The 18,529-nt window shown below is 68.0% G+C and carries 16 protein-coding genes; 12 read left to right on the plus strand and 4 right to left on the minus strand.

All coding sequences use genetic code 11. The annotated features are described in order from the left end of the window. Positions 1 to 41 precede the first annotated feature (41 nt). Positions 42 to 1,028, minus strand: coding sequence for a KpsF/GutQ family sugar-phosphate isomerase (locus tag GSE44_RS14720; RefSeq protein ID WP_159349616.1), 987 nt, complete (start codon positions 1,026 to 1,028; stop codon positions 42 to 44). Positions 1,029 to 1,260: 232 nt separating this feature from the next. Here GSE44_RS14720 and upp point away from each other — a divergent pair, with 232 nt between their 5' ends. The 3 genes from upp (at position 1,261) to GSE44_RS14735 (ending at position 4,202) form a co-directional block, all read left to right on the plus strand. Then, positions 1,261 to 1,905, plus strand: a complete 645-nt coding sequence (gene upp / locus GSE44_RS14725) for a uracil phosphoribosyltransferase (protein WP_201306075.1) — start codon at positions 1,261 to 1,263, stop codon at positions 1,903 to 1,905. Between the two features lie 141 nt (positions 1,906 to 2,046). Beyond that, positions 2,047 to 3,054, plus strand: a complete 1,008-nt coding sequence (locus GSE44_RS14730; protein WP_159349584.1) for an NAD-dependent epimerase/dehydratase family protein — start codon at positions 2,047 to 2,049, stop codon at positions 3,052 to 3,054. Positions 3,055 to 3,149: 95 nt separating this feature from the next. Beyond that, on the plus strand, positions 3,150 to 4,202 hold the full coding sequence (locus GSE44_RS14735) for a YeiH family protein (protein WP_159349585.1): 1,053 nt from the start codon (positions 3,150 to 3,152) through the stop codon (positions 4,200 to 4,202). Here GSE44_RS14735 and GSE44_RS14740 read toward each other — a convergent pair. Both GSE44_RS14740 and GSE44_RS14745 read right to left on the minus strand, forming a co-directional pair. Then, a complete protein-coding gene (locus GSE44_RS14740; RefSeq protein ID WP_328799082.1) occupies positions 4,165 to 5,109 on the minus strand; it encodes a LysR family transcriptional regulator in 945 nt (314 codons plus the stop codon). The genes GSE44_RS14735 and GSE44_RS14740 overlap by 38 nt on opposite strands. Before the next feature lie 8 nt (positions 5,110 to 5,117). Further along, positions 5,118 to 5,732 (minus strand): flavin reductase family protein, encoded by a 615-nt coding sequence (locus GSE44_RS14745; protein WP_159349586.1) that lies wholly within the window; start codon positions 5,730 to 5,732, stop codon positions 5,118 to 5,120. Between the two features lie 174 nt (positions 5,733 to 5,906). Between GSE44_RS14745 and GSE44_RS14750 the strand changes: the two genes are divergently transcribed. The 9 genes from GSE44_RS14750 (at position 5,907) to GSE44_RS14790 (ending at position 17,448) form a co-directional block, all read left to right on the plus strand. Further along, positions 5,907 to 6,959: a M29 family metallopeptidase gene (locus GSE44_RS14750; RefSeq protein ID WP_159349587.1), complete on the plus strand. Its 1,053-nt coding sequence runs from the start codon at positions 5,907 to 5,909 to the stop codon at positions 6,957 to 6,959. 62 nt (positions 6,960 to 7,021) lie between these two features. Next, positions 7,022 to 8,233 (plus strand): ABC transporter substrate-binding protein, encoded by a 1,212-nt coding sequence (locus tag GSE44_RS14755; RefSeq protein WP_159349588.1) that lies wholly within the window; start codon positions 7,022 to 7,024, stop codon positions 8,231 to 8,233. 19 nt (positions 8,234 to 8,252) lie between these two features. Then, positions 8,253 to 10,094 carry an ABC transporter permease gene (locus tag GSE44_RS14760; protein ID WP_159349589.1) on the plus strand — a complete coding sequence of 614 codons (1,842 nt, stop codon included), beginning with the start codon at positions 8,253 to 8,255 and terminating at the stop codon, positions 10,092 to 10,094. Then, on the plus strand, positions 10,091 to 10,849 hold the full coding sequence (locus GSE44_RS14765) for an ABC transporter ATP-binding protein (RefSeq protein WP_159349590.1): 759 nt from the start codon (positions 10,091 to 10,093) through the stop codon (positions 10,847 to 10,849). The genes GSE44_RS14760 and GSE44_RS14765 overlap by 4 nt, the downstream gene beginning before the upstream one ends. Before the next feature lies 1 nt (position 10,850). Then, positions 10,851 to 11,552: an ABC transporter ATP-binding protein gene (locus GSE44_RS14770; protein ID WP_159349591.1), complete on the plus strand. Its 702-nt coding sequence runs from the start codon at positions 10,851 to 10,853 to the stop codon at positions 11,550 to 11,552. After that, on the plus strand, positions 11,552 to 12,028 hold the full coding sequence (locus tag GSE44_RS14775) for a (2Fe-2S)-binding protein (RefSeq protein ID WP_159349592.1): 477 nt from the start codon (positions 11,552 to 11,554) through the stop codon (positions 12,026 to 12,028). Before GSE44_RS14770 ends, GSE44_RS14775 begins: the two co-directional genes overlap by 1 nt. Continuing rightward, positions 12,025 to 15,543, plus strand: coding sequence for a molybdopterin cofactor-binding domain-containing protein (locus GSE44_RS14780; protein WP_159349593.1), 3,519 nt, complete (start codon positions 12,025 to 12,027; stop codon positions 15,541 to 15,543). Before GSE44_RS14775 ends, GSE44_RS14780 begins: the two co-directional genes overlap by 4 nt. Before the next feature lie 64 nt (positions 15,544 to 15,607). Beyond that, on the plus strand, positions 15,608 to 16,759 hold the full coding sequence (locus tag GSE44_RS14785; RefSeq protein WP_328799083.1) for an FAD-dependent monooxygenase: 1,152 nt from the start codon (positions 15,608 to 15,610) through the stop codon (positions 16,757 to 16,759). A gap of 2 nt (positions 16,760 to 16,761) precedes the next feature. Continuing rightward, positions 16,762 to 17,448: a TetR family transcriptional regulator gene (locus GSE44_RS14790; protein ID WP_159349594.1), complete on the plus strand. Its 687-nt coding sequence runs from the start codon at positions 16,762 to 16,764 to the stop codon at positions 17,446 to 17,448. On the opposite strand, the gene GSE44_RS14795 is transcribed toward GSE44_RS14790, so the two are convergent. Then, the gene (locus tag GSE44_RS14795) at positions 17,449 to 18,456 is read right to left on the minus strand and encodes an alpha/beta fold hydrolase (RefSeq protein WP_159349595.1); all 1,008 of its coding nucleotides are present in this window, start codon (positions 18,454 to 18,456) and stop codon (positions 17,449 to 17,451) included. It abuts the gene before it with no gap. Between the last annotated feature and the right edge of the window lie 73 nt (positions 18,457 to 18,529).

The raw sequence follows: 18,529 nt of genomic DNA on the forward strand, positions 1-18,529 counted from the left end.
TGAGAGGGCCGGGGAGAATTCCTTCTCCCCGGCCTTTTTCCTCAGGCCACCCCGATCCGCAGCAGGTCGTGCAGGTGCAGGATTCCCGCCGGGCGTTCCTCCTCCAGCACGAAGAGGCTGGTGATGCGCCGCTCGTTCATCAGCGACAGGGCTTCCTCGGCCAGGGCATCAGGCCCGATGGTGCGGGGATGGCGGGACATGGCCTCACGCACCGGCCCGTCGATGAAGCCCGCCTGGAAGGCGCGGCGCAGGTCTCCGTCGGTCACCGCCCCGACCAACCGGCCTTCGGCGTCCACCACGGCCGTGATGCCGAAGCGCTTGCCGGTCATTTCCATGATGGCCTGGGAGAGGGTGGCGCCCTCAGGGATGGTCGGCACGGCGTCGCCGGCATGCATCACGTCGTGCACCTTGCGAAGCTGCGAGCCGAGCTTGCCGCCCGGGTGGAATCGGCGGAAATCCTGGGCCGAGAAGCCGCGGCGGGACAGCAGCGCCACGGCCAGCGCGTCGCCCATGGCCATCTGCATGGTGGTGGAGGTGGTCGGCGCCAGGCCGTTTGGGCAGGCCTCCGGCATCGCCGGCAGGATCAAGGGAATATCGGATCCGGCAGCGAGCGCGCTGGTGGCGCGGGAGGTGATGGCGATCAGAGTGACGCTCCAGCGCCTTGTATAGGCGATGACATCCGCCAGCTCCGGCGCCTCCCCCGACCAGGAGAGGGCGAGGACCACATCGTCGTCATGGATCATGCCGAGGTCGCCATGGCTGGCCTCGGCGGGGTGGACGAAATAGGCGGGGGTGCCGGTGGAGGCGAGGGTGGCGGCGATCTTGCGCCCGACATGGCCGGACTTGCCCATGCCCGTGACGATCACCCGGCCGCCGGATTCCCCGATGGCGGCGGCGGCGCGCTCGAAGGCGGCGCCGAGCTCGCCATCGAGCGCGGCACGCAACGCGACCAGCCCCTCGGCCTCGAGCGACAGGGTGCGGCGGGCCGCATCGAGGGCGGCGGGTGGGGTAAGGGGCTGCTGGTCCATGATCTGTCCTCGGGTGTCCTGGCCCAGCGGATGGGTGCAGAGGGGCGCGAGCGCCCAGACGGTATAGAGCTGGCGCATATAACCGTCCGGTGGCAGCCGGGCGACACCTCTCGGGGCGGGGCAGGGCTGCGGCCGCGCGGGCCGCCCTTCGCCGGGCCGGGCTACCGCGCTATGGGATCGCGATGGAACGGCCCCGCCACGGGGCATGGCGGCAAAGGAGCGGCGCGCGACGATGGACCAGATGATCCACCCCCGGCTGACCCTCCTGTCCCACCCGCTGGTGCAGCACAAGCTGACGATCATGCGCCGGCGGGAGACCTCCACCGGCGAGTTCCGGGCGCTTGCGCGCGAGATCAGCCTGCTGATGGCCTATGAGCTGACGCGCGACCTGCCGGTGCAGAACGTGCCCATCGACACGCCGCTGGAGCCGATGATGGCGCCCTCCATCGCGGGCAAGAAGCTCTGCATCGTCTCGATCCTGCGCGCCGGGGACGGGCTGGCCTCGGGGATGCTGGATCTCGTGCCCTCGGCGCGGGTCGGGCATGTCGGGCTGTACCGGGATCCGGTGACGCAGCGGCCGGTGGAATATTATCTGAAGCTGCCGGAGGACGTGGCGGAGCGGCTGGTGATCGTGGTGGACCCGATGCTGGCCACCGGCCATTCGGCCGCGGCCGCGCTGGGCCGGCTGCGTGCCGCCGGCTGCACCAACCTGCGCTTTGCCTGCCTGCTGGCGGCGCCGGAGGGGCTGGCGGTGCTCGCCAAGGCCCATCCGGATGTGCCGGTCTTCACCTGCGCGGTGGACCGGGCGCTGGACGATCATGCCTATATCCGCCCGGGGCTGGGCGATGCCGGGGACCGGCTTTTCGGCACGAAATAGCGCCTGGCTGTCCAGTGCGGCTGCTCGGTGTTCGGTCCAAGCTGCGAGCGATGATGGTCCGGGTTCCTTGCGTGTATCTCTGGCCCTTGGCGGCGCGTCCTGCGACAAGCCCGCTATCGCAATGCGGGAAGAGGGACCGAGATGGGACGCGTGCTTGTCACCGGAGCAGCCGGATTCATCGGCGCGCATCTTTGCCAGGAGCTGCTCCGGCGGGGTGAGGCCGTGGTCGGCCTCGACAACCTCAACCCATATTATGACCCGGCGCTGAAGCACGCGCGGCTTGCGGCGCTGACGGGTAATGCCGCACCCGGCGCCTTCGAGTTCCACCAGATGGATCTGGCCGATGCCGATGCGGTGCTCGGCCTGATGAAGGACCGGCCCGACATCGACCGGGTGGCGCATCTGGGTGCCCAGGCCGGGGTGCGCTGGTCGCTCGAGGCGCCCTTCGCCTACACCGCCGCCAATGTCACCGGGCAGCTTTCGATTCTGGAGGGCGTGCGGCGCAGCGAGGGGCGGATCAAGCACCTCGTCTATGCGTCCACCAGCTCAGTCTATGGCTCGCGCACGGATGGCAGCCAGTTCAAGGAGACGGACCGGGTGGACAAGCCTGTTTCGCTCTACGCTGCCACCAAGCGGGCAGGTGAGTTGATGGGGGTCGTCTACAACGATCTCTACAAGCTGCCGATGACGGGCGTGCGCTTCTTCACCGTCTATGGCCCCTGGGGCCGGCCGGACATGGCCTATTGGCTCTTCACCGACGCCATGCTGAAGGGAAAGCCGATCCGCCTCTTCAATGAAGGGAAGATGCGGCGCGACTTCACCTATGTGGACGATATCGTCAACGGGATCGTGGCGGCGCTGAACAGCCCGCCGGCCGATGGCGGTCACCGGCTTTACAATATCGGGAACAGCAACCCCGAGGAGCTGATGGACATGATCGGCATCCTGGAGGAGCTGCTGGGCGTGGAGGCGAAGAAGGAGCTGTTGCCGATGCAGCCCGGCGACGTTCCGGCCACCTTCGCCGATGTCTCCGCCATGAAGCGCGACTTCGGATGGGAGCCGACGACGAGCCTGCGCACGGGGCTCGGGCATTTCGTGGGCTGGTGGAAGGGGCATTTCGGGATGCCGGGCGACAAGGCCGCCGCCTGATCCATCGATATTTCAGCTTGGTTTCACAAATCCGATCTGTTTGATGAATGTCTTTCGGCGGGCCAGGGTCAGGCCGCCGAAGGATTTTCCACTCGATGACCGTTCCGGACCGTTTGGCCCAATTGCTGCCGGGGCTCCTGCTCTGCATTGGCGTTACTCTCGCGGCCGTGGCCCTGGCCCATCTGGAAGCGGCGGTGTTCGGTCGAGCCTGGGTGGAATCCCTGGTCCTGGCCATCCTGCTCGGCACCGTAGTCCGCACCGCCTGGCAGCCGGGGCCGCGCTGGAAACCCGGGATCGACTTCTCCGCGAAGATGCTGCTGGAAATCGCGGTGGTGCTGCTCGGCGCCTCGCTCAGCGCCGCGACGGTTCTCGCTGTGGGGCCGGCGCTGCTGCTCGGCATCGCGCTGGTCGTGGCGGTGGCGATCTGCATCAGCTACGGGCTGTGCCGGATGTTCGGCCTGCCGGCGCGCATGGCGGTGCTGGTGGCCTGCGGCAATTCCATCTGCGGCAATTCGGCCATCGCGGCGGTGGCGCCGGTGGTGGGGGCGGATGGGAAGGATGTGGCTTCCTCCATCGCCTTCACGGCCGTGCTGGGCGTGGTGGTGGTGCTCAGCCTGCCGCTGCTGGTGCCGGTGCTGGGGCTCAGTCTTGAGCAATACGGGGTGCTGGCGGGGCTGACCGTCTACGCGGTGCCACAGGTATTGGCGGCGACGGCTCCCGTCGGGGCACTGAGCGTGCAGGTGGGCACGCTGGTGAAGCTCGTGCGCGTGCTGATGCTCGGGCCGGTGGTGGTGGTGCTGTCGCTGCTGGCGCCGCGGTTGCGTGAGGCGCCGGTGGCGCCCGGTGACGTGATCGCCGGCGAGCGCCCGAAGCGATCGCCGCTGAGCCGGCTGGTGCCCTGGTTCATCATCGGCTTCCTGGGGCTGGCGCTGCTGCGCTCGGCCGGGCTGGTGCCGGAGATGCTGCTGGGTCCGTTCGCGGTGCTGGCGACGGCGCTGACCATCATCTCCATGGCGGCACTAGGACTGGGGGTGGATGTGCGCACCGTCGCGCGCTCCGGCGTGCGGGTAACGGGGGCGGCGGTGGCCTCCCTGCTGGTGCTGGGGGCAATCAGCCTCGGCTTGATCCGGCTGCTCGGCGTGACTTGATGGCCGGTCCGATGCCGGGCGCGGCGGGGAGGAGGGCGAGCAGCGCCTCCGCCGCGCGGCTGGCCGGGCGGTCCCGGTGGCGCATCACCTGGAAGGCGCGTTCAGGCAGGTCCACCGCCACGCGGTGAAGCAGGCCGGCCTCGATACTAGGGGCCGCGACGGAGGAAGATATGGCCGTGGCTCCGAGCCCGGCCTCCACTGCGCCGCGCACCGACTCGTTGGAGGGCAGTTCCAGCGACACATGCAGGGAGCGTGGGTCCAGCCCTGCTTTCCTCACGGAATCCTCGAAGGCGGAGCGGGTGCCGGAGCCAGGTTCGCGCAGGACCCATTCACCATCCCGCACCAGGGCGGCAAGCTCGGTTGGCGGCTGCGCAGCCCAGGGATGGGTGGGCGCCACGACGACGACGAGCTGGTCCATGGCGACGGTGCGGGCGATGAGGAGCGGATCATCCACCGCGCCCTCGACGAAGCCGAGCTCGGCCGTGCCGGCCTGCACCGCCGCCGCCACCTGCGCCGTGTTGCCGATGGAGAGCGGCACGGTGATTCCGGGATGGGCACGGCGGAAGGCGACGAGGTGGCGTGGCAGCCAGTAGCTGGCGATGGTCTGGCTGGCATGGACGGGCAGCGTGCCGCGCCCGAGGCCGGCGAGTTCCGCAAGCGCCATCTCCGCGGCTTCCGCGCGGGCGAGAACGGCACGGGCTTCCGGCAGGAAGCTCCGGCCTGCGCCGGTGAGTTCGATGCCGCGCCCGACGCGGTCGAACAGGCGTACGCCATTGCGGACCTCGAGCGCCGCGATGGCGGCGCTGGCTGCGGATTGCGTGAGGTTCAGCGCCTCCGCCGCGCGGGTGACATGCTGGCGCTCCGCGACGGCGACGAAGACGCGGAGTTGCTCCAGCGTGATCCGCATTGGGGTGCTCAGCCGAGGGTGGGGCGGATCATCTCGAACATCTCGCCTGCTTCTGCATAGTCGCCGCGATAGCCGCAGCGGCCGATGGGGCGGGCGCTCTTGGTGTCGAAGACGCCGTCCTTCAGATAGGCGCGGTCAATATGCACGCCGACCACCTGGCCGAGGACGAGGTGGGTGTTCACCTCCCGCCCCTCCAGGTCCTTCATGGCGACGATCTGCAGCACGCGGCATTCCAGCGCCGCGGGCGTGTTGGCGACGCGCGGCGGCTTCACAAGGCGGGAGGGCGCGGCCTCGATGCCGGCGAAATCCATTTCCGATTCGCCCTGGGGCAGAGGGGCGCTGCAGCGGTTCATCACCTCGGCCAAAGGGCGGGTGGCGAGGTTGCAGACGAATTCGCCCGTCGCCTCCACATTGCGCAGGCTGTCCTTCCGGCCCTCGCTGGCGAAGCCAACGATCGGAGGGTTGGAGTTGAAGGCGTTGAAGAAGCTGTAGGGGGCAAGGTTCACGCGGCCATCGGCATCCACGGTGGTGATCCAGCCGATGGGGCGGGGAGCAACAATGGCCTTGAACGGGTCATGCGGCAGGCCGTGGCCGAGCCGGGGTTCGTAGAAATGCTGGTCCATCGGTCTGTCCCCGTCCTGTACAGGAAATGGTCACCTGTCCTGCCGGATGCATGCAAGATGGGCGGATCACGGTGCAAATCGTCTAGGATCGCCCGGCTGGACGGCAAGAATCCTCTTCCCGGCCCCTCTTTCATAACTGTACGCTCAGTTAGTTCCAGCGGAAAGGCACAGCCGATGGCCATCAGCGACTTCGACATGATCGAGGCATGGAAGAAGGTTCTCACCCTCTCCCAGCTGAAATCCGGTGAGGTGGTGACGGTCCTGACCGGACCGAGCACGCATCCGCAGACGCTTTCCACCGCCATGGTGGCCGCGCGCGGCATGGGTGCGATCGTGAACCGCCTGGACCTGCCGGCGATGAATGGCGAATCGTCGCTCTCGCGCGATGCGCTGGCTTTCGTGGGCGACACGCCGCTGACGGGGAATCCCGCCGGCATGGCGGCGCTGAAGGCGAGCGACCTGGTGATCGACCTGATGCTGCTGCTTTTTTCGCCCGAGCAGGGCGAGATTCTGGAATCCGGCACGCGCATGCTGCTGGCGGTGGAACCGCCCGAGGTGCTGGCGCGGCTGGTGCCGACCATGGAGGACAAGATCCGGGTGAAGGCCGCGGCGGAGAAGCTGAAGGCGGCGAAGGAGATGCATGTCACCTCGCCCGCCGGCACGGACCTGCGCTGCGCGCTCGGCGAATACCCGCTGCTGGAGGAATACGGCTTCGTCGATGCGCCGGGGCGCTGGGACCATTGGCCGAGCGGCTTCCTCGCCACATGGCCCAACGAGGGCAAGTCGAACGGGACCATCGTGATCGACCGTGGCGACATCCTGCTGCCGCAGAAGTCCTATGTGCAAGAAAAGATCGTGCTCACGGTGAAGGACGGTTTCGTCACCAAGGTCGAGGGCGGGCTCGATGCCGAGCTGCTGCAGGATTACATCCAGTCCTTCAAGGATCCCGAGGCCTATGCGATCTCGCATATCGGCTGGGGCTTGCAGGACCGGGCGCGCTGGTCGGTTCTGTCGCTCTATGACCGGGAGCAGACGATCGGCATGGATGCGCGCGCCTTTGCCGGGAACTTCCTGTTCTCGCTTGGCCCGAACACCGAGGCCGGCGGCACGCGCAACACGCCCTGCCACATCGACATTCCGCTGCGCCACTGCACCGTGCGCCTTGACGGCGTGCCGGTGACCCAGGATGGCAAGGTTCTTGATGAGGTCGCGATGGCGGCCGAGTAACCGCGGGGCCGGACCTCGCGCCCGCCCGTTCTGTCTGTTCCCGCATCACCAGGAGTAGCACCATGCATGTGACACGGCGCCTGATCCTCGGCGCGTCCGGCTCGCTCGCCCTGCCCGGCCTCCTGCGTGCGCAGGGGACGGCGCCGATCCGCATCGGCGAGATCAACAGCTACACCACCAACCCGGCCTTCACTCTGCCCTATCGCAACGCCATGCAGCTGGCGGTGGAGCAGATCAACGGCAAGGGCGGCGTGCTGGGGCGCCAGCTGGAGCTGATCACGCGCGACGACGCCGGCCGCCCGCAGGATGCGGTGCGCCTGGCTGGCGAGATGGTGAACGACCAGAAGGTGGATGTGCTGGCGGGCGCCTATCTTTCCAATGTCGGCCTCGCGCTCGGAGAGTACGCGGCGCAGAACAAGCGCCTTTATATCGGCGGCGAACCGCTGACGGATGCGATGGTGTGGGAGCGCGGCAACCGCTACACCTTCCGCCTGCGCCCCAGCACCTACATGCAGGCCGCGATCCTGGCGGAGGAGGCGGCGAAGCTTCCCGCCAAGCGCTGGGTGACGGTCTCCCCGAACTACGAATTCGGTCAGTCCGGCGTAAAGTGGTTCAAGCAGCTGCTCACGGCCCGGCGCCCGGATGTGCAGTTCGTGGGCGAGCAGTGGCCGGCGCTGGGCCGCGTGGATGCCGGCGCCACCGTGCAGGCGCTGGAGCAGATGAAGCCGGACGGCATCTTCAACGTGCTGTTCGGGCCGGACCTGACCAACTTCGTCCGCCAGGGCAACACGCGCGGGCTGTTCGAGAAGCGCAGCGTCGCCTCCCTGCTGACGGGCGAGCCGGAATACCTGGATCCGCTGGGCGACGAGGCGCCGGAGGGCTGGATCGTCACCGGTTATCCGGGCGAGGCCATCGACACCCCTGCGCACAAGGCCTATGCGGCCGCCTACCGCGCCAAGTTCAACGCGAAGCCGATGTGCGGCTCGCTGGTGGGCTACGCGCTGATCAATTCCATCGCCGCCGGCGTCACCAAGGCCGGCTCGACCGAGATCGAGAAGATGGTGGAGGGCTTCCGCGGCGCCCGCTTCGACACGCCGGTCGGCCCCGCGGAATACCGCGCGATCGACCATCAGGGCACGCTCGGCGTCTTCGTCGGCAAGACCGCCCTTCGGCGCAATGAGGGCGTGATGACCGACTGGCGCTACATCGACGGCAAGGACCTGTTGCCGGGCGACGACTTCGTGCGCGGCCTGCGCCCTGCCAGCGCCAGCTGACGCCTATCCCGGCGAGCCCATGGACAGCATCATTCCGCAGTTGCTGACGGGGCTCGCCGGGGCCTCGTCGCTTTTCCTGGTCGCCTCGGGGCTGACCATCATCTTCGGCGTCACGCGGATCGTGAACTTCTCGCATGGCAGCCTGATGATGCTCGGCGCCTATATCGGCTGGAGCATCCTGACGCGGCTGCCGCGCGAGCCGGAATGGTTTGTGCTGGGGATCATCGCCACGGTGCTGGCCACCGCGGTGATCGGCGTGCTGCTGGAGGTGGTGGTGCTGCGCCGTGTCTATCGCGCGCCGGAACTGTTCCAACTGCTTGCAACCTTCGGCGTGGTGCTGATCCTGCAGGACGTGACGCTGTGGATCTGGGGGCCCGTAGAGCTGCCGCTGTCGCGGCCTCGCTGGCTGCGCACCGCTTTCGACGTGGCGGGCAGCCGTCTCCCCATGGCGGACCTGATCCTGATCATTGTCGGGCCGGTGGTGCTGGGGCTGCTCTGGCTCGTGATGAACCGCACACGCTGGGGCACGCTGGTGCGCGCCGCGACGCTGGATCGTGAGATGGTGGCGGCGCTCGGCGTGGATCAGCGGCTGCTCTTCACCTCCGTTTTCGCGCTCGGTGCCGGGCTCGCCGGCTTCGGCGGCGCCCTGTCGCTCATGAGCGCCTCGGCAAACCTGCATATCGATCTGGCGGTGATCACCGATGCCTTCGTGGTGGTGGTGGTCGGAGGGCTGGGCAGCCTGACGGGCGCCTTCGCGGCCAGCCTGCTGATCGGCATCCTGCAGGCCTTTGGCATCGTGCTGATTCCCAAGAGCACCCTGGTGCTGGTCTTTCTGGTGATGGCCGTGGTGCTGGTCTTCCGTCCAAACGGGCTGATGGGCCGGCCGCAGGCCGATGCGCGGGAGGCGTTGGTGGCCGCGCCCGTCGTGCGCCCTGCGCCGCGGGAGCTTCGCCTGCTGAGCCTGGCCACGCTGCTGCTCGCCATCGTCGCGCCCTTCTTCGTGGGCGACTACTATCTCACCGTTCTAACGGATGCCTGCGTCGCGGTGATCTTTGCGACCAGCCTGCACTTCATGATGGGGCCGGGTGGCATGGCGAGCTTCGGCCATGCGGCCTGGTTCGGCATAGGCGCCTATGCCGCCGGTCTGCTGATGCAGTGGATCGGCGCGCCCATGCCGATCGGGCTGCTGGCAGCGCCCATCGCGGCTGGAATCGTCGCGGCGCTGTTCGGCTGGTTCGTGGTGCGGCTTTCTGGCGTCTATCTCTCCATGCTCACGCTCGCCTTCGCGCAGATCGTCTGGGCGATCTGCTTCCAATGGGTGGAACTGACCGGCGGTGACAACGGGATGCTTGGTCTGGTGCGGCCGGAATGGGCGCGCGACGAGAGGGTTTTCTACTGGGTGGCTCTGGCGCTGACCGTTGCGGTGGCCCTGCTGTTGCGTCGCGCGCTTTACGCGCCCTATGGCTATGCGCTGCGGGCGGTGCGGGATTCGGCCACCAGGGCGCGCGCCATCGGGCTGAATGTGGGCTGGCTGCGGATGGCGGCCATCGTGATCGCCGGCGCGGCCTGCGGGCTGTCGGGTGCGCTGTTCTCCTATGGCAAGGGCAGCATCTTCCCCACCTACATCACCATCTCCCACTCGGTGGAGGCGCTGCTGATGGTGCTGCTGGGTGGGTTGCAGACCATCGCGGGGCCGATCATCGGTGCGCTGGTCTATACCGGCCTGGCCGACATCCTCATGCGCTCCACAGACCTGTGGCGGCTGGTGCTGGGCGCCGTGATCGTGCTGCTGGTCGTCGCCTTCCCGGAAGGCATCGCCGGTGCCGCGCGGCGGCTGTGGCTGCGAGGGCGCGAGGCATGAGCGTCCTCGTCGTGCAGGGGCTGAGCAAGTCCTTCGGCGGCGTGCAGGCGGTGGGGGATGTCTCCTTCGCCGTCGCGCCGGGGGAGATGCTGGCGCTGATTGGGCCAAATGGCGCGGGCAAGTCCACCTGCTTCAACATGGTGGGCGGGCAGATGCCGCCGGATGCCGGTTCCGTCGTGCTGGACGGCAAGCCAATCACCGGCCTCGGGCCACGCGCCATTTCACGGCACGGGGTGGGGCGCACCTTCCAGATCACCGCCACCTTCGGATCGATGACGGTGCGGGAGAATGTGCAGATGGCGCTGCTCTCCCACCGGGGGAAGATCTGGCAGTTCTGGCGGCCCGTGGCGGGGCGCTATGCCGATGAAGCGGATGCGCTGCTGGCCCAGGTGGGGCTGGAGGCGCAGGCGGACCGTGCAACGGGCGTGCTGGCCTATGGCGACTTGAAGCGGCTGGAACTGGCGATCGCGCTCGGCAACGCACCGCGCCTGCTGCTGATGGATGAGCCGACCGCCGGCATGGCGCCTGCGGAACGCGTGGGGCTGATGCAGCTGACGCGCAAGCTGGCGACGGAGCGCGGCGTGGCGGTGCTGTTCACCGAGCATGACATGGATGTGGTCTTCGACGTTTCCGACCGCATCCTGGTGCTGAATCGCGGCACGCTGATCGCCGAAGGGGACGGGGCTTCCATCCGTACCAATCCGGCGGTGCGCGAGATCTATCTCGGCACCGGTGCCACGAGCGGGGGGCATTGAGATGCTGTCCGTCGAGGAACTGAACACGCATTACGGCCGGGCGCATATCCTGCAGGGCATGGCGCTGGAGATTGGCGCGGGCGAGGTGATGGTGCTGCTGGGCCGCAACGGCGCGGGCAAGAGCACCACGATGAAGTCCATCATCGGGCTGGTGCGGCCGAGCAGCGGGCGGATCGTCTTCGACGGGCATGAGATTGCGGGCGAGGAGCCGCACCGGATCGCGCGTCGGGGCCTTGGCTATGTGCCTGAGGATCGGCGGGTCTTCGCCGACCTGACGGTGATGGAGAATCTCGAGGTCGGGAAACAGCCCGCGCGGGGATCGATGCGGCCCTGGACGCCGGAGCGACTGTTCGAGCTGTTTCCGAACCTGGGGCGGATGCGGGACCGGCCGGGTGGACGGATGAGCGGCGGCGAGCAGCAGATGCTGACCATCGCCCGCACGCTGATGGGCAATCCGCGCCTGGTGCTGCTTGATGAGCCGAGTGAAGGGCTGGCGCCGGTGATCGTGGAGCAGATGGCGAATGCCATCCTCGCCCTGAAGGCCGAAGGGCTGACCATCCTGCTGGCCGAGCAGAACCTGCATTTCGCCGGCGGCGTGGCTGACAGTGCGACAGTGGTGGAGAAGGGCCGCGTGGTCTGGTCCGGTACCATGGCGGCGCTTCGAGCCGATGAGGCGGCGCGCACCCAGTATCTGGCGGTGTGATGCCGGCACCGCGGGACATTGCGCTGATGGTGAACGGGCAGCGGCATGTGCTGCAACTCGATCCCTCGGCGCCCCTGCTGCTGGTGCTGCGGAACGACCTGGAGCTGAACGGGCCGAAATATGGCTGCGGTCTGGGGGAATGCGGCGCTTGCACGGTGCTTCTGGACGGGAAGGCAGTGCGGTCCTGTGTGCTGCCCGTTTCGCGTGCCGAGGAGCGGCAGGTGACCACGCTAGAAGGGCTGGGCACGATCGAGGCCCCGCATTCCGTTCAGGCTGCCTTCATCGCGGAGCAGGGCGCGCAATGCGGCTACTGTCTGAACGGCATGATCATGACGACAGTGGCCTTGCTGGAGCGTAACCCGAGCCCGAGCGAGGCGCAGATCCGGGAGGCGCTGGCCTTTAATCTCTGCCGCTGCGGCACGCATATGGAGATTCTGGCCGCAGTGCGCCGGGCCGTGGCGGAGCGCGCGGCATGACGCCCCGCGCGCAGCGGGAGCTTTCGCGGCAGGAGGTGCTGCGCCAGGACGGCGTGCTGGCCATCACCCGCAAGCGTCCGCCGACACCAGGAACGGATCCCGCGGCCAATGAGCGGGACGAGGAGGATGTCTTCGTCGCGGTGTTCGACGACGGCAGCGTCGCCGCCTTCAACGGCCATGTGGATCTCGGCACGGGCATCCGCACGGCGCTGGCGCAGATCGTGGCGGAGGAGCTGGATGTCCGGCTGGATGCCGTGACGATGGTGCTCGGTGACACCGAGCGCGCGCCGGATCAGGGTCCGACCATCGCCAGCGAGACTATCCAGATTTCCGCCGTGCCGCTGCGGCAGGCGGCGGCGGAGGCGCGGTGGGCCTTGCTGGCGCGGGCGGCGGCGCGGCTGGGAAGCGATGCACTGTCCGTTTCCGAGGGCGTTGTCTCGGCGCCGGATGGGCGGGCAGTGTCCTACGGCGAGTTGCTGCAAGGCGCGCGGGAGATCGTGCCGCTGAGCGGCGCCGCGCCACTGAAGCCGGTGGAAGCCTACCGGATCGTCGGCAAGCCCGTGCCGCGTGTGGATATTCCGGCCAAGGCCACGGGCGGGCTGACCTTCGTGCATGACATGCGCGTGCCGGGCATGCTGCATGGGCGTGTCGTGCGGCCGCCTTATTCCGGATTGGATGGCGGTGCCTTCGTGGGCAGCAGCCTGCTTTCGGTGGAGCGGGATTCGGTTTCCCATATCCCTGGCCTGGTGGATGTTGTCGTCATCGGCGACTTCATCGGCGTGGTGGCGGAGCGAGAGGAGGAGGCGGCCCGTGCGGCCCGTGACCTGCGGGTGGCCTGGAAGGCCTTCTCCGCGCCGGCCAGCCTGGATGATGTGGAGCAGGCGCTGCGGCTCAATCCCTCCACGCGGCGCGTGCTGAAGGACACGGGGGATGTGGATGCGGCTCTCGCGGGTTCGGCGAAGCGGCTGACGCGGACCTATTCCTGGCCTTACCAGATGCATGGCTCCATCGGGCCGTCCTGCGCGGTGGCGGATTGCGCGGAGGGGCGGCTGCGGCTGTGGTCGGGCACGCAGAACCCACACATGCTGCGCACGGCGCTGGCGCAGCTCATGAATATGCCGGAAGCTCGCATCCAGATCACGCGCATGGAGGCAGCCGGCTGCTATGGCCGCAACTGTGCGGATGACGTGTGCGGCGATGCGGCGCTGCTCTCCCGCGCCGTGGGCCGGCCGGTTCGGGTGCAGCTGACGCGGGAGCAGGAGCATCTGTGGGAGCCGAAGGGCTCGGCGCAGCTGATCGATGTGGATGGCGGGCTGGATATGGCCGGGGGCGTCGCGGCCTATGACTTCGTGTCGCGCTATCCGTCGAATGATGCGCCGCTGCTCGGGTTGCTGCTGACGGGCGTGGTGCCGCCCGAGCCGGCGGTGCTGCAGATGGGCGACCGCACCGCGATCCCGCCTTATGACTATTCGGCCATGCGCATCGCCGTGGAGGACATGGCGCCGATCGTGCGTGCCTCCTGGATGCGGGGCGTATCCTCGCTGCCCAGCACTTTCGCGCATGAGTCCTATATCGACGAATGCGCGGCGGAGGCGGGCGTCGATCCGGTGGAGTATCGGCTGCGCTACCTGAAGGACCCGCGCGCCATCGACCTCGTGCGTGCGGTGGCGGAGCGTGCCGGGTGGGAGAGGCGCACCGGCCCGCGCATGAAGGGCGAGGGCGACATCCTGCGTGGGCAGGGCTTCGCCTATGCGCTTTACGTCCACAGCAAGTTCCCCGGCTATGGCGCAGCCTGGGCGGCCTGGGTGGCCGAGGTGGAGGTGAACAAGCGCACCGGCGAGGTGACGGCCACGCGCATCGTCACCGGCCATGATGCGGGGCTGATGATCAACCCTGATGGGGTGCGGCACCAGGTCCATGGCAATGTCATCCAGGCCACCAGCCGGGTGCTGAAGGAGCGTGTCTCCTTTGAGAAGGGGCTGGTCGCCAGCCAGGAATGGGGCGGCTATCCAATCCTCGATTTCCGGGAGGTGCCGGAGATCGATGTGATGCTGATGCCGCAGCCGGAGGAGCCGCCGCTGGGCTCGGGTGAGTCTGCTTCTGTGCCGAGCGCGGCAGCCATTGCCAATGCCATCTTCGATGCGACGGGTGTCCGCTTCCGAAGCGTGCCCTTCACGCCCGAGGTGATCCGGGCCGGGTTGCAGCCGGTGGTGCAGGCGGAGGCGAAGCGGGAGCGGCGGCGCTGGTTCGCGGGCTTTGGCGGGTTGGCGGGCGGGATGGTGGTGGCGGCCGGGGCGGCGCTGGGCTGGGCCTCCGCCATGGCGCCCGCGAAGCCGCCGGGGCCGGATGTGTTTTCCGCCACGCAGATCGAGCGGGGGCGGATGCTGGCGGCCGCCGGGGATTGCGCCGTGTGCCATACCGCGCCCGGTGGCGCGCCGAGCACTGGCGGGCTTGCACTGGGCACCCCCTTCGGGACGGTCTGGTCGACGAATCTCACACCGGATGTCGAAACCGGGATCGGTGCCTATTCCTTCGCCGCCTTCGAGCGCGCCATGCGCCAGGGCATTGCGCGGGATGGGCGGCACCTGTACCCGGCCTTCCCCTACACAGCCTATACGAAGATGACGGATGAGGACCTGCTGGCCCTCTACGCCTATCTCATGGCGCAGGCGCCGGTGCGCTCCGTGACGCCGGAGACGAAACTGGCCTTCCCTTACAATATCCGGCCGTTGCTGGCGGGATGGAACCTGCTCTTCCACCGCCCTGGAGCGATGGAGCCGGACCCGGCGCGCTCGGCCGAATGGAACAGGGGCAATTACCTCGTGAATGCGCTGGGGCATTGCGGTGCCTGCCACACGCCGCGCAACGCGCTGGGTGCTGAGAAAGGTGGTGCCGCCACTTTCGCGGGGGCGATGGTGGAGGGATGGGAGGCGCCGGCGCTGAACGCCCTGTCCCGAGCTCCCGTGCCGTGGACAGAGGCGGATTTCTTCGACTACCTGCGCACCGGCCATTCACCCCGGCATGGCGTGGCGGCAGGGTCGATGGCGCCGGTGGTGGCGGATCTGCAGGCCCTGCCGGATTCCGATATCCGTGCCATGGCGCATTACCTCGCCTCGTTGAATCCGGTGGCGGAGAACGCATCGGCCCTGGCGACGCGGTTGGAGCAGGCGGCGGCCATCGCCCCCAGGCAGGGTGCCAGCGAAGGGGCGCGGCTGTTCCAGGGGGCCTGCGGCGCCTGCCATGGCGGCGGGGCACAGGAAGGACCCGAGGTGGTGCTGGCGCTGAACAGCAATGTCCACAGCGACCGGCCGGACAACCTGCTGCGCGTGATCCTGGACGGCATAAAGCCGCCTATCCCGGGTCATGGCGAAATGCCGGGCTTCCGCGACAGCCTCAGCGACCGGCAGATCGAGAGCCTCGTGGGCTTCATCCGCACGAATTTCGCGCCTGGCCGCGCGGCCTGGACCAACCTGCCCGGGAGCATCGCGCGGATACGCAAGGCGTCCGGCCACTGAAGATCGTGCTTTCATCTAACTAAACGTGTAGTTAAATAAGATTCGGCGCGCAGGAGATCGGATCATGAGCAAGCCCCGCATCGCGATCGTCGGAGCCGGCCTGGGCGGTATCGCCGCCGCCTTGCTGCTCCGGCAGGAGGGTTTCGAGTCCACGCTCTATGAGCAGGCGCCCGCCTTCTCCCGACTGGGCGCTGGCATCCATGTCGGGCCCAACGTGATGAAGATCATGCGCCGGCTGGGGCTGGAGCAGCGGATGGAGGTGATGGGCTCGCATCCGGATTTCTGGCACAGCCGCAACTGGAACGACGGCGCGCTGCTGTCGGAGATTCCTCTGGGCGATTATGCCCGCAAGACCTATGGCGCCGCCTATCTCACGGTGCATCGCGGCGATTTCCACCAGCTGATGGTCGATGCCGTACCCTCCGGTGGGATCCAATACGACAAGCGCCTGACGGCAATCGATGACAGCGGGCAGGAGGTGCTGCTGCGCTTCGCCGATGGCACAACGGCCAAGGCCGATATCGTAATCGGCGCCGATGGCGTGAACTCGGTCATGCGCGAGCACATGCTGGGCGCGGAGGCGCCGCGCTACACAGGCTATGTCGCGCATCGGGCGGTGTTCCCGGCCTCCGCCCTGGCCAAATACAACATGGCCTTCGACCCCTGCGTGAAGTGGTGGTCCGAGGACCGGCACATGATGGTGTATTTCGTCACCGAGAAGCAGGACGAATACTACTACGTCACCGGCGTGCCGCAGGCCGAGTGGGACATGAGCAAGGCCTGGGTGCAGAGCAGCCAGGAGGAGATGTACGAGGCCTTCGCCGGCTACCACCCCATGGTGCAGTCTTTGATCGATGCCTGTTCAGACATCACCAAATGGCCGCTGCTGGAGCGCGACCCGCTGCCGCTCTGGAGCCGTGGTCGGCTGGTGATGCTGGGCGATGCCTGCCATCCGATGAAGCCGCATATGGCGCAGGGCGCGGCCATGGCGATCGAGGACGCGGCGATGCTGGCCCGCTGCTTCAAGGAGGTCGGCGCGGAGGATTTCGAGACGACCTTCGCCCTGTACCGCGCCAACCGGATCGAGCGGGCCTCCCGCGTGCAGAAGGTGTCTCACGACAACACCTGGCTGCGCGAGAACGAGGATCCCGGCTGGGTCTTCGGCTATGACGTGTTCAACGTGCCGCTGATCGAGCCTGCCCGCGTGGCGGCCTGACCATGGCCGGCGCCGCGGCGAAGGTCCCGCGCCGCAGGATCGGCCGCCGCCCGGCCGACCCGGACGGCGTTTCGACACAGGATGGCATCCTGAACGTCGCGGCGCAGGTCTTCGCCGCGCACGGCTATGTCGCCGCCTCGCTGCGCGAGATCGCGGAGCAGGCTGATGTGACGCAGGCGCTGATCATCTACTACTTCGGCAGCAAGCAGGGCCTGTTCGAGACGCTGTTCAAACGCCGCGGCCTGGAGGTTTCGCGCGAGCGGCAGGCGCTGCTGGACGTGCTGCTGGCCAAGCCCGATCCCCCGACGGCGCGGGAGTTGATTACGGCCTATCTGACGCCGCAATTCGCGCTGCGCCGGGAAGGGCCGCAGGCCATGGCCTTCGTGCGGATGCAGGCCCGGCTGCACCATGAGCCGGATGAATTGGCGCTGCGGCTGCGCCGCGAGGTCTATGACCATTCCACGCGCAACTACATTGCCGCGCTGGAGAAGGCGGTGCCGGGGCTCGACACCGCGGATGCGCATTGGCGGATGATGTTCGCCGTCGGCACTTATCTCTACATGCTGTCGGGCTTCGACCGGCTTGCCGATGTGTCGGAAGGCCGCTTCACCACCGAAGACACGGAAGAGGTGGTGCGGCGGCTGACGGACTTCCTCGTCGCCGGGATCACCGCGCCGCCGAGCGCCTGATCAGGCGAGCCATTCATCCACGCTGCGCCGCAGAAAGGCGGTGTCGGTGACGTTGTCCACCGGATTGCCGGCACGGTGGCCCCAGATGCTGGGGATGGGGCGAAGTTCCGCCGTCCGCAGGAAGGGCAGCTCGGCTTGGTTATCGGCCACGCGGAAGTAGATGTCGGTCGCGCCCGGCATTAGCAGCACGCGGGCGTTGATGGCACGGAGCGCCGCCTGCAGGTCTCCCCCATGGGTCGGGTTGTCGCTGATGTCGCCCGCATTCCAGCAGCGCATCTGGGCCAGCAGGTTCTCCGCCTTCTTCTGGCTGTACCGGGCCTCCCAGCCGCGCAGATAGGATTCGAGGTCCGGCGTGGCGGGGGTGAGGTGCAGCCCGGCCCGGTAGAAGTCCTGGCTCATCGCATGGCCGGCATAGTTGCGACCGAAGGCGCGGATGGCGGCCATGGGCTGGGCGGAGAAGCGGCCATTGCCGCGATATTCCGGCGCGGCTTCCAGGATGGCCATCTGGGCGCGCAGGAAGACCTGGTTGTGCACGGCCGTGCGGGCGCTGCCGCAGTTGATAAACACCGCCTCCACCGCATCCGGAAGCAGCGCCGCCCAGTGATAGGCCTGCTGCGCGCCCATGGACCAGCCATAGACGGCGCGTAGCCGCTCAATGCCGAACACGTCCCGCAGCAGGCGGCGCTGGGCCTGCACGTTGTCATGCGCGGTGACGAGGGCGGGGTAATCCGGCGTATCGGAAGGGCTGGAGGAGAGACCGTTGCCGAACATGTCGATCTGCACGATGAACCAACGCGTCGGGTCCAGCACGCCATCCGGCCCGATCAGCCATTCCAGTTCCGGCGTCGTCGCGCTGTAGCTGGTGGGATAAAGGATGACGTTGTCGCGCGCCGGCGAGAGGGTACCGTGTGCCTGCCAGTTCAGGGTCGCGCCGGCGATGGTGCCGCCCTTCTGCACGGGCAGGTCACCCAGCGCGTATCGTCCGCTTTCCCTGGCCCATGCGGTCATGATTCGTCTCCGGCGGCTGCCTCGGCAATCCAGCCGATGCAGGCCGCCGCCGCAAGACGGGGGATGGATGAAT

This window comes from Muricoccus harenae, from assembly GCF_009848505.1.
GTDB classification, from domain to species: domain Bacteria; phylum Pseudomonadota; class Alphaproteobacteria; order Acetobacterales; family Acetobacteraceae; genus Roseomonas; species Roseomonas harenae.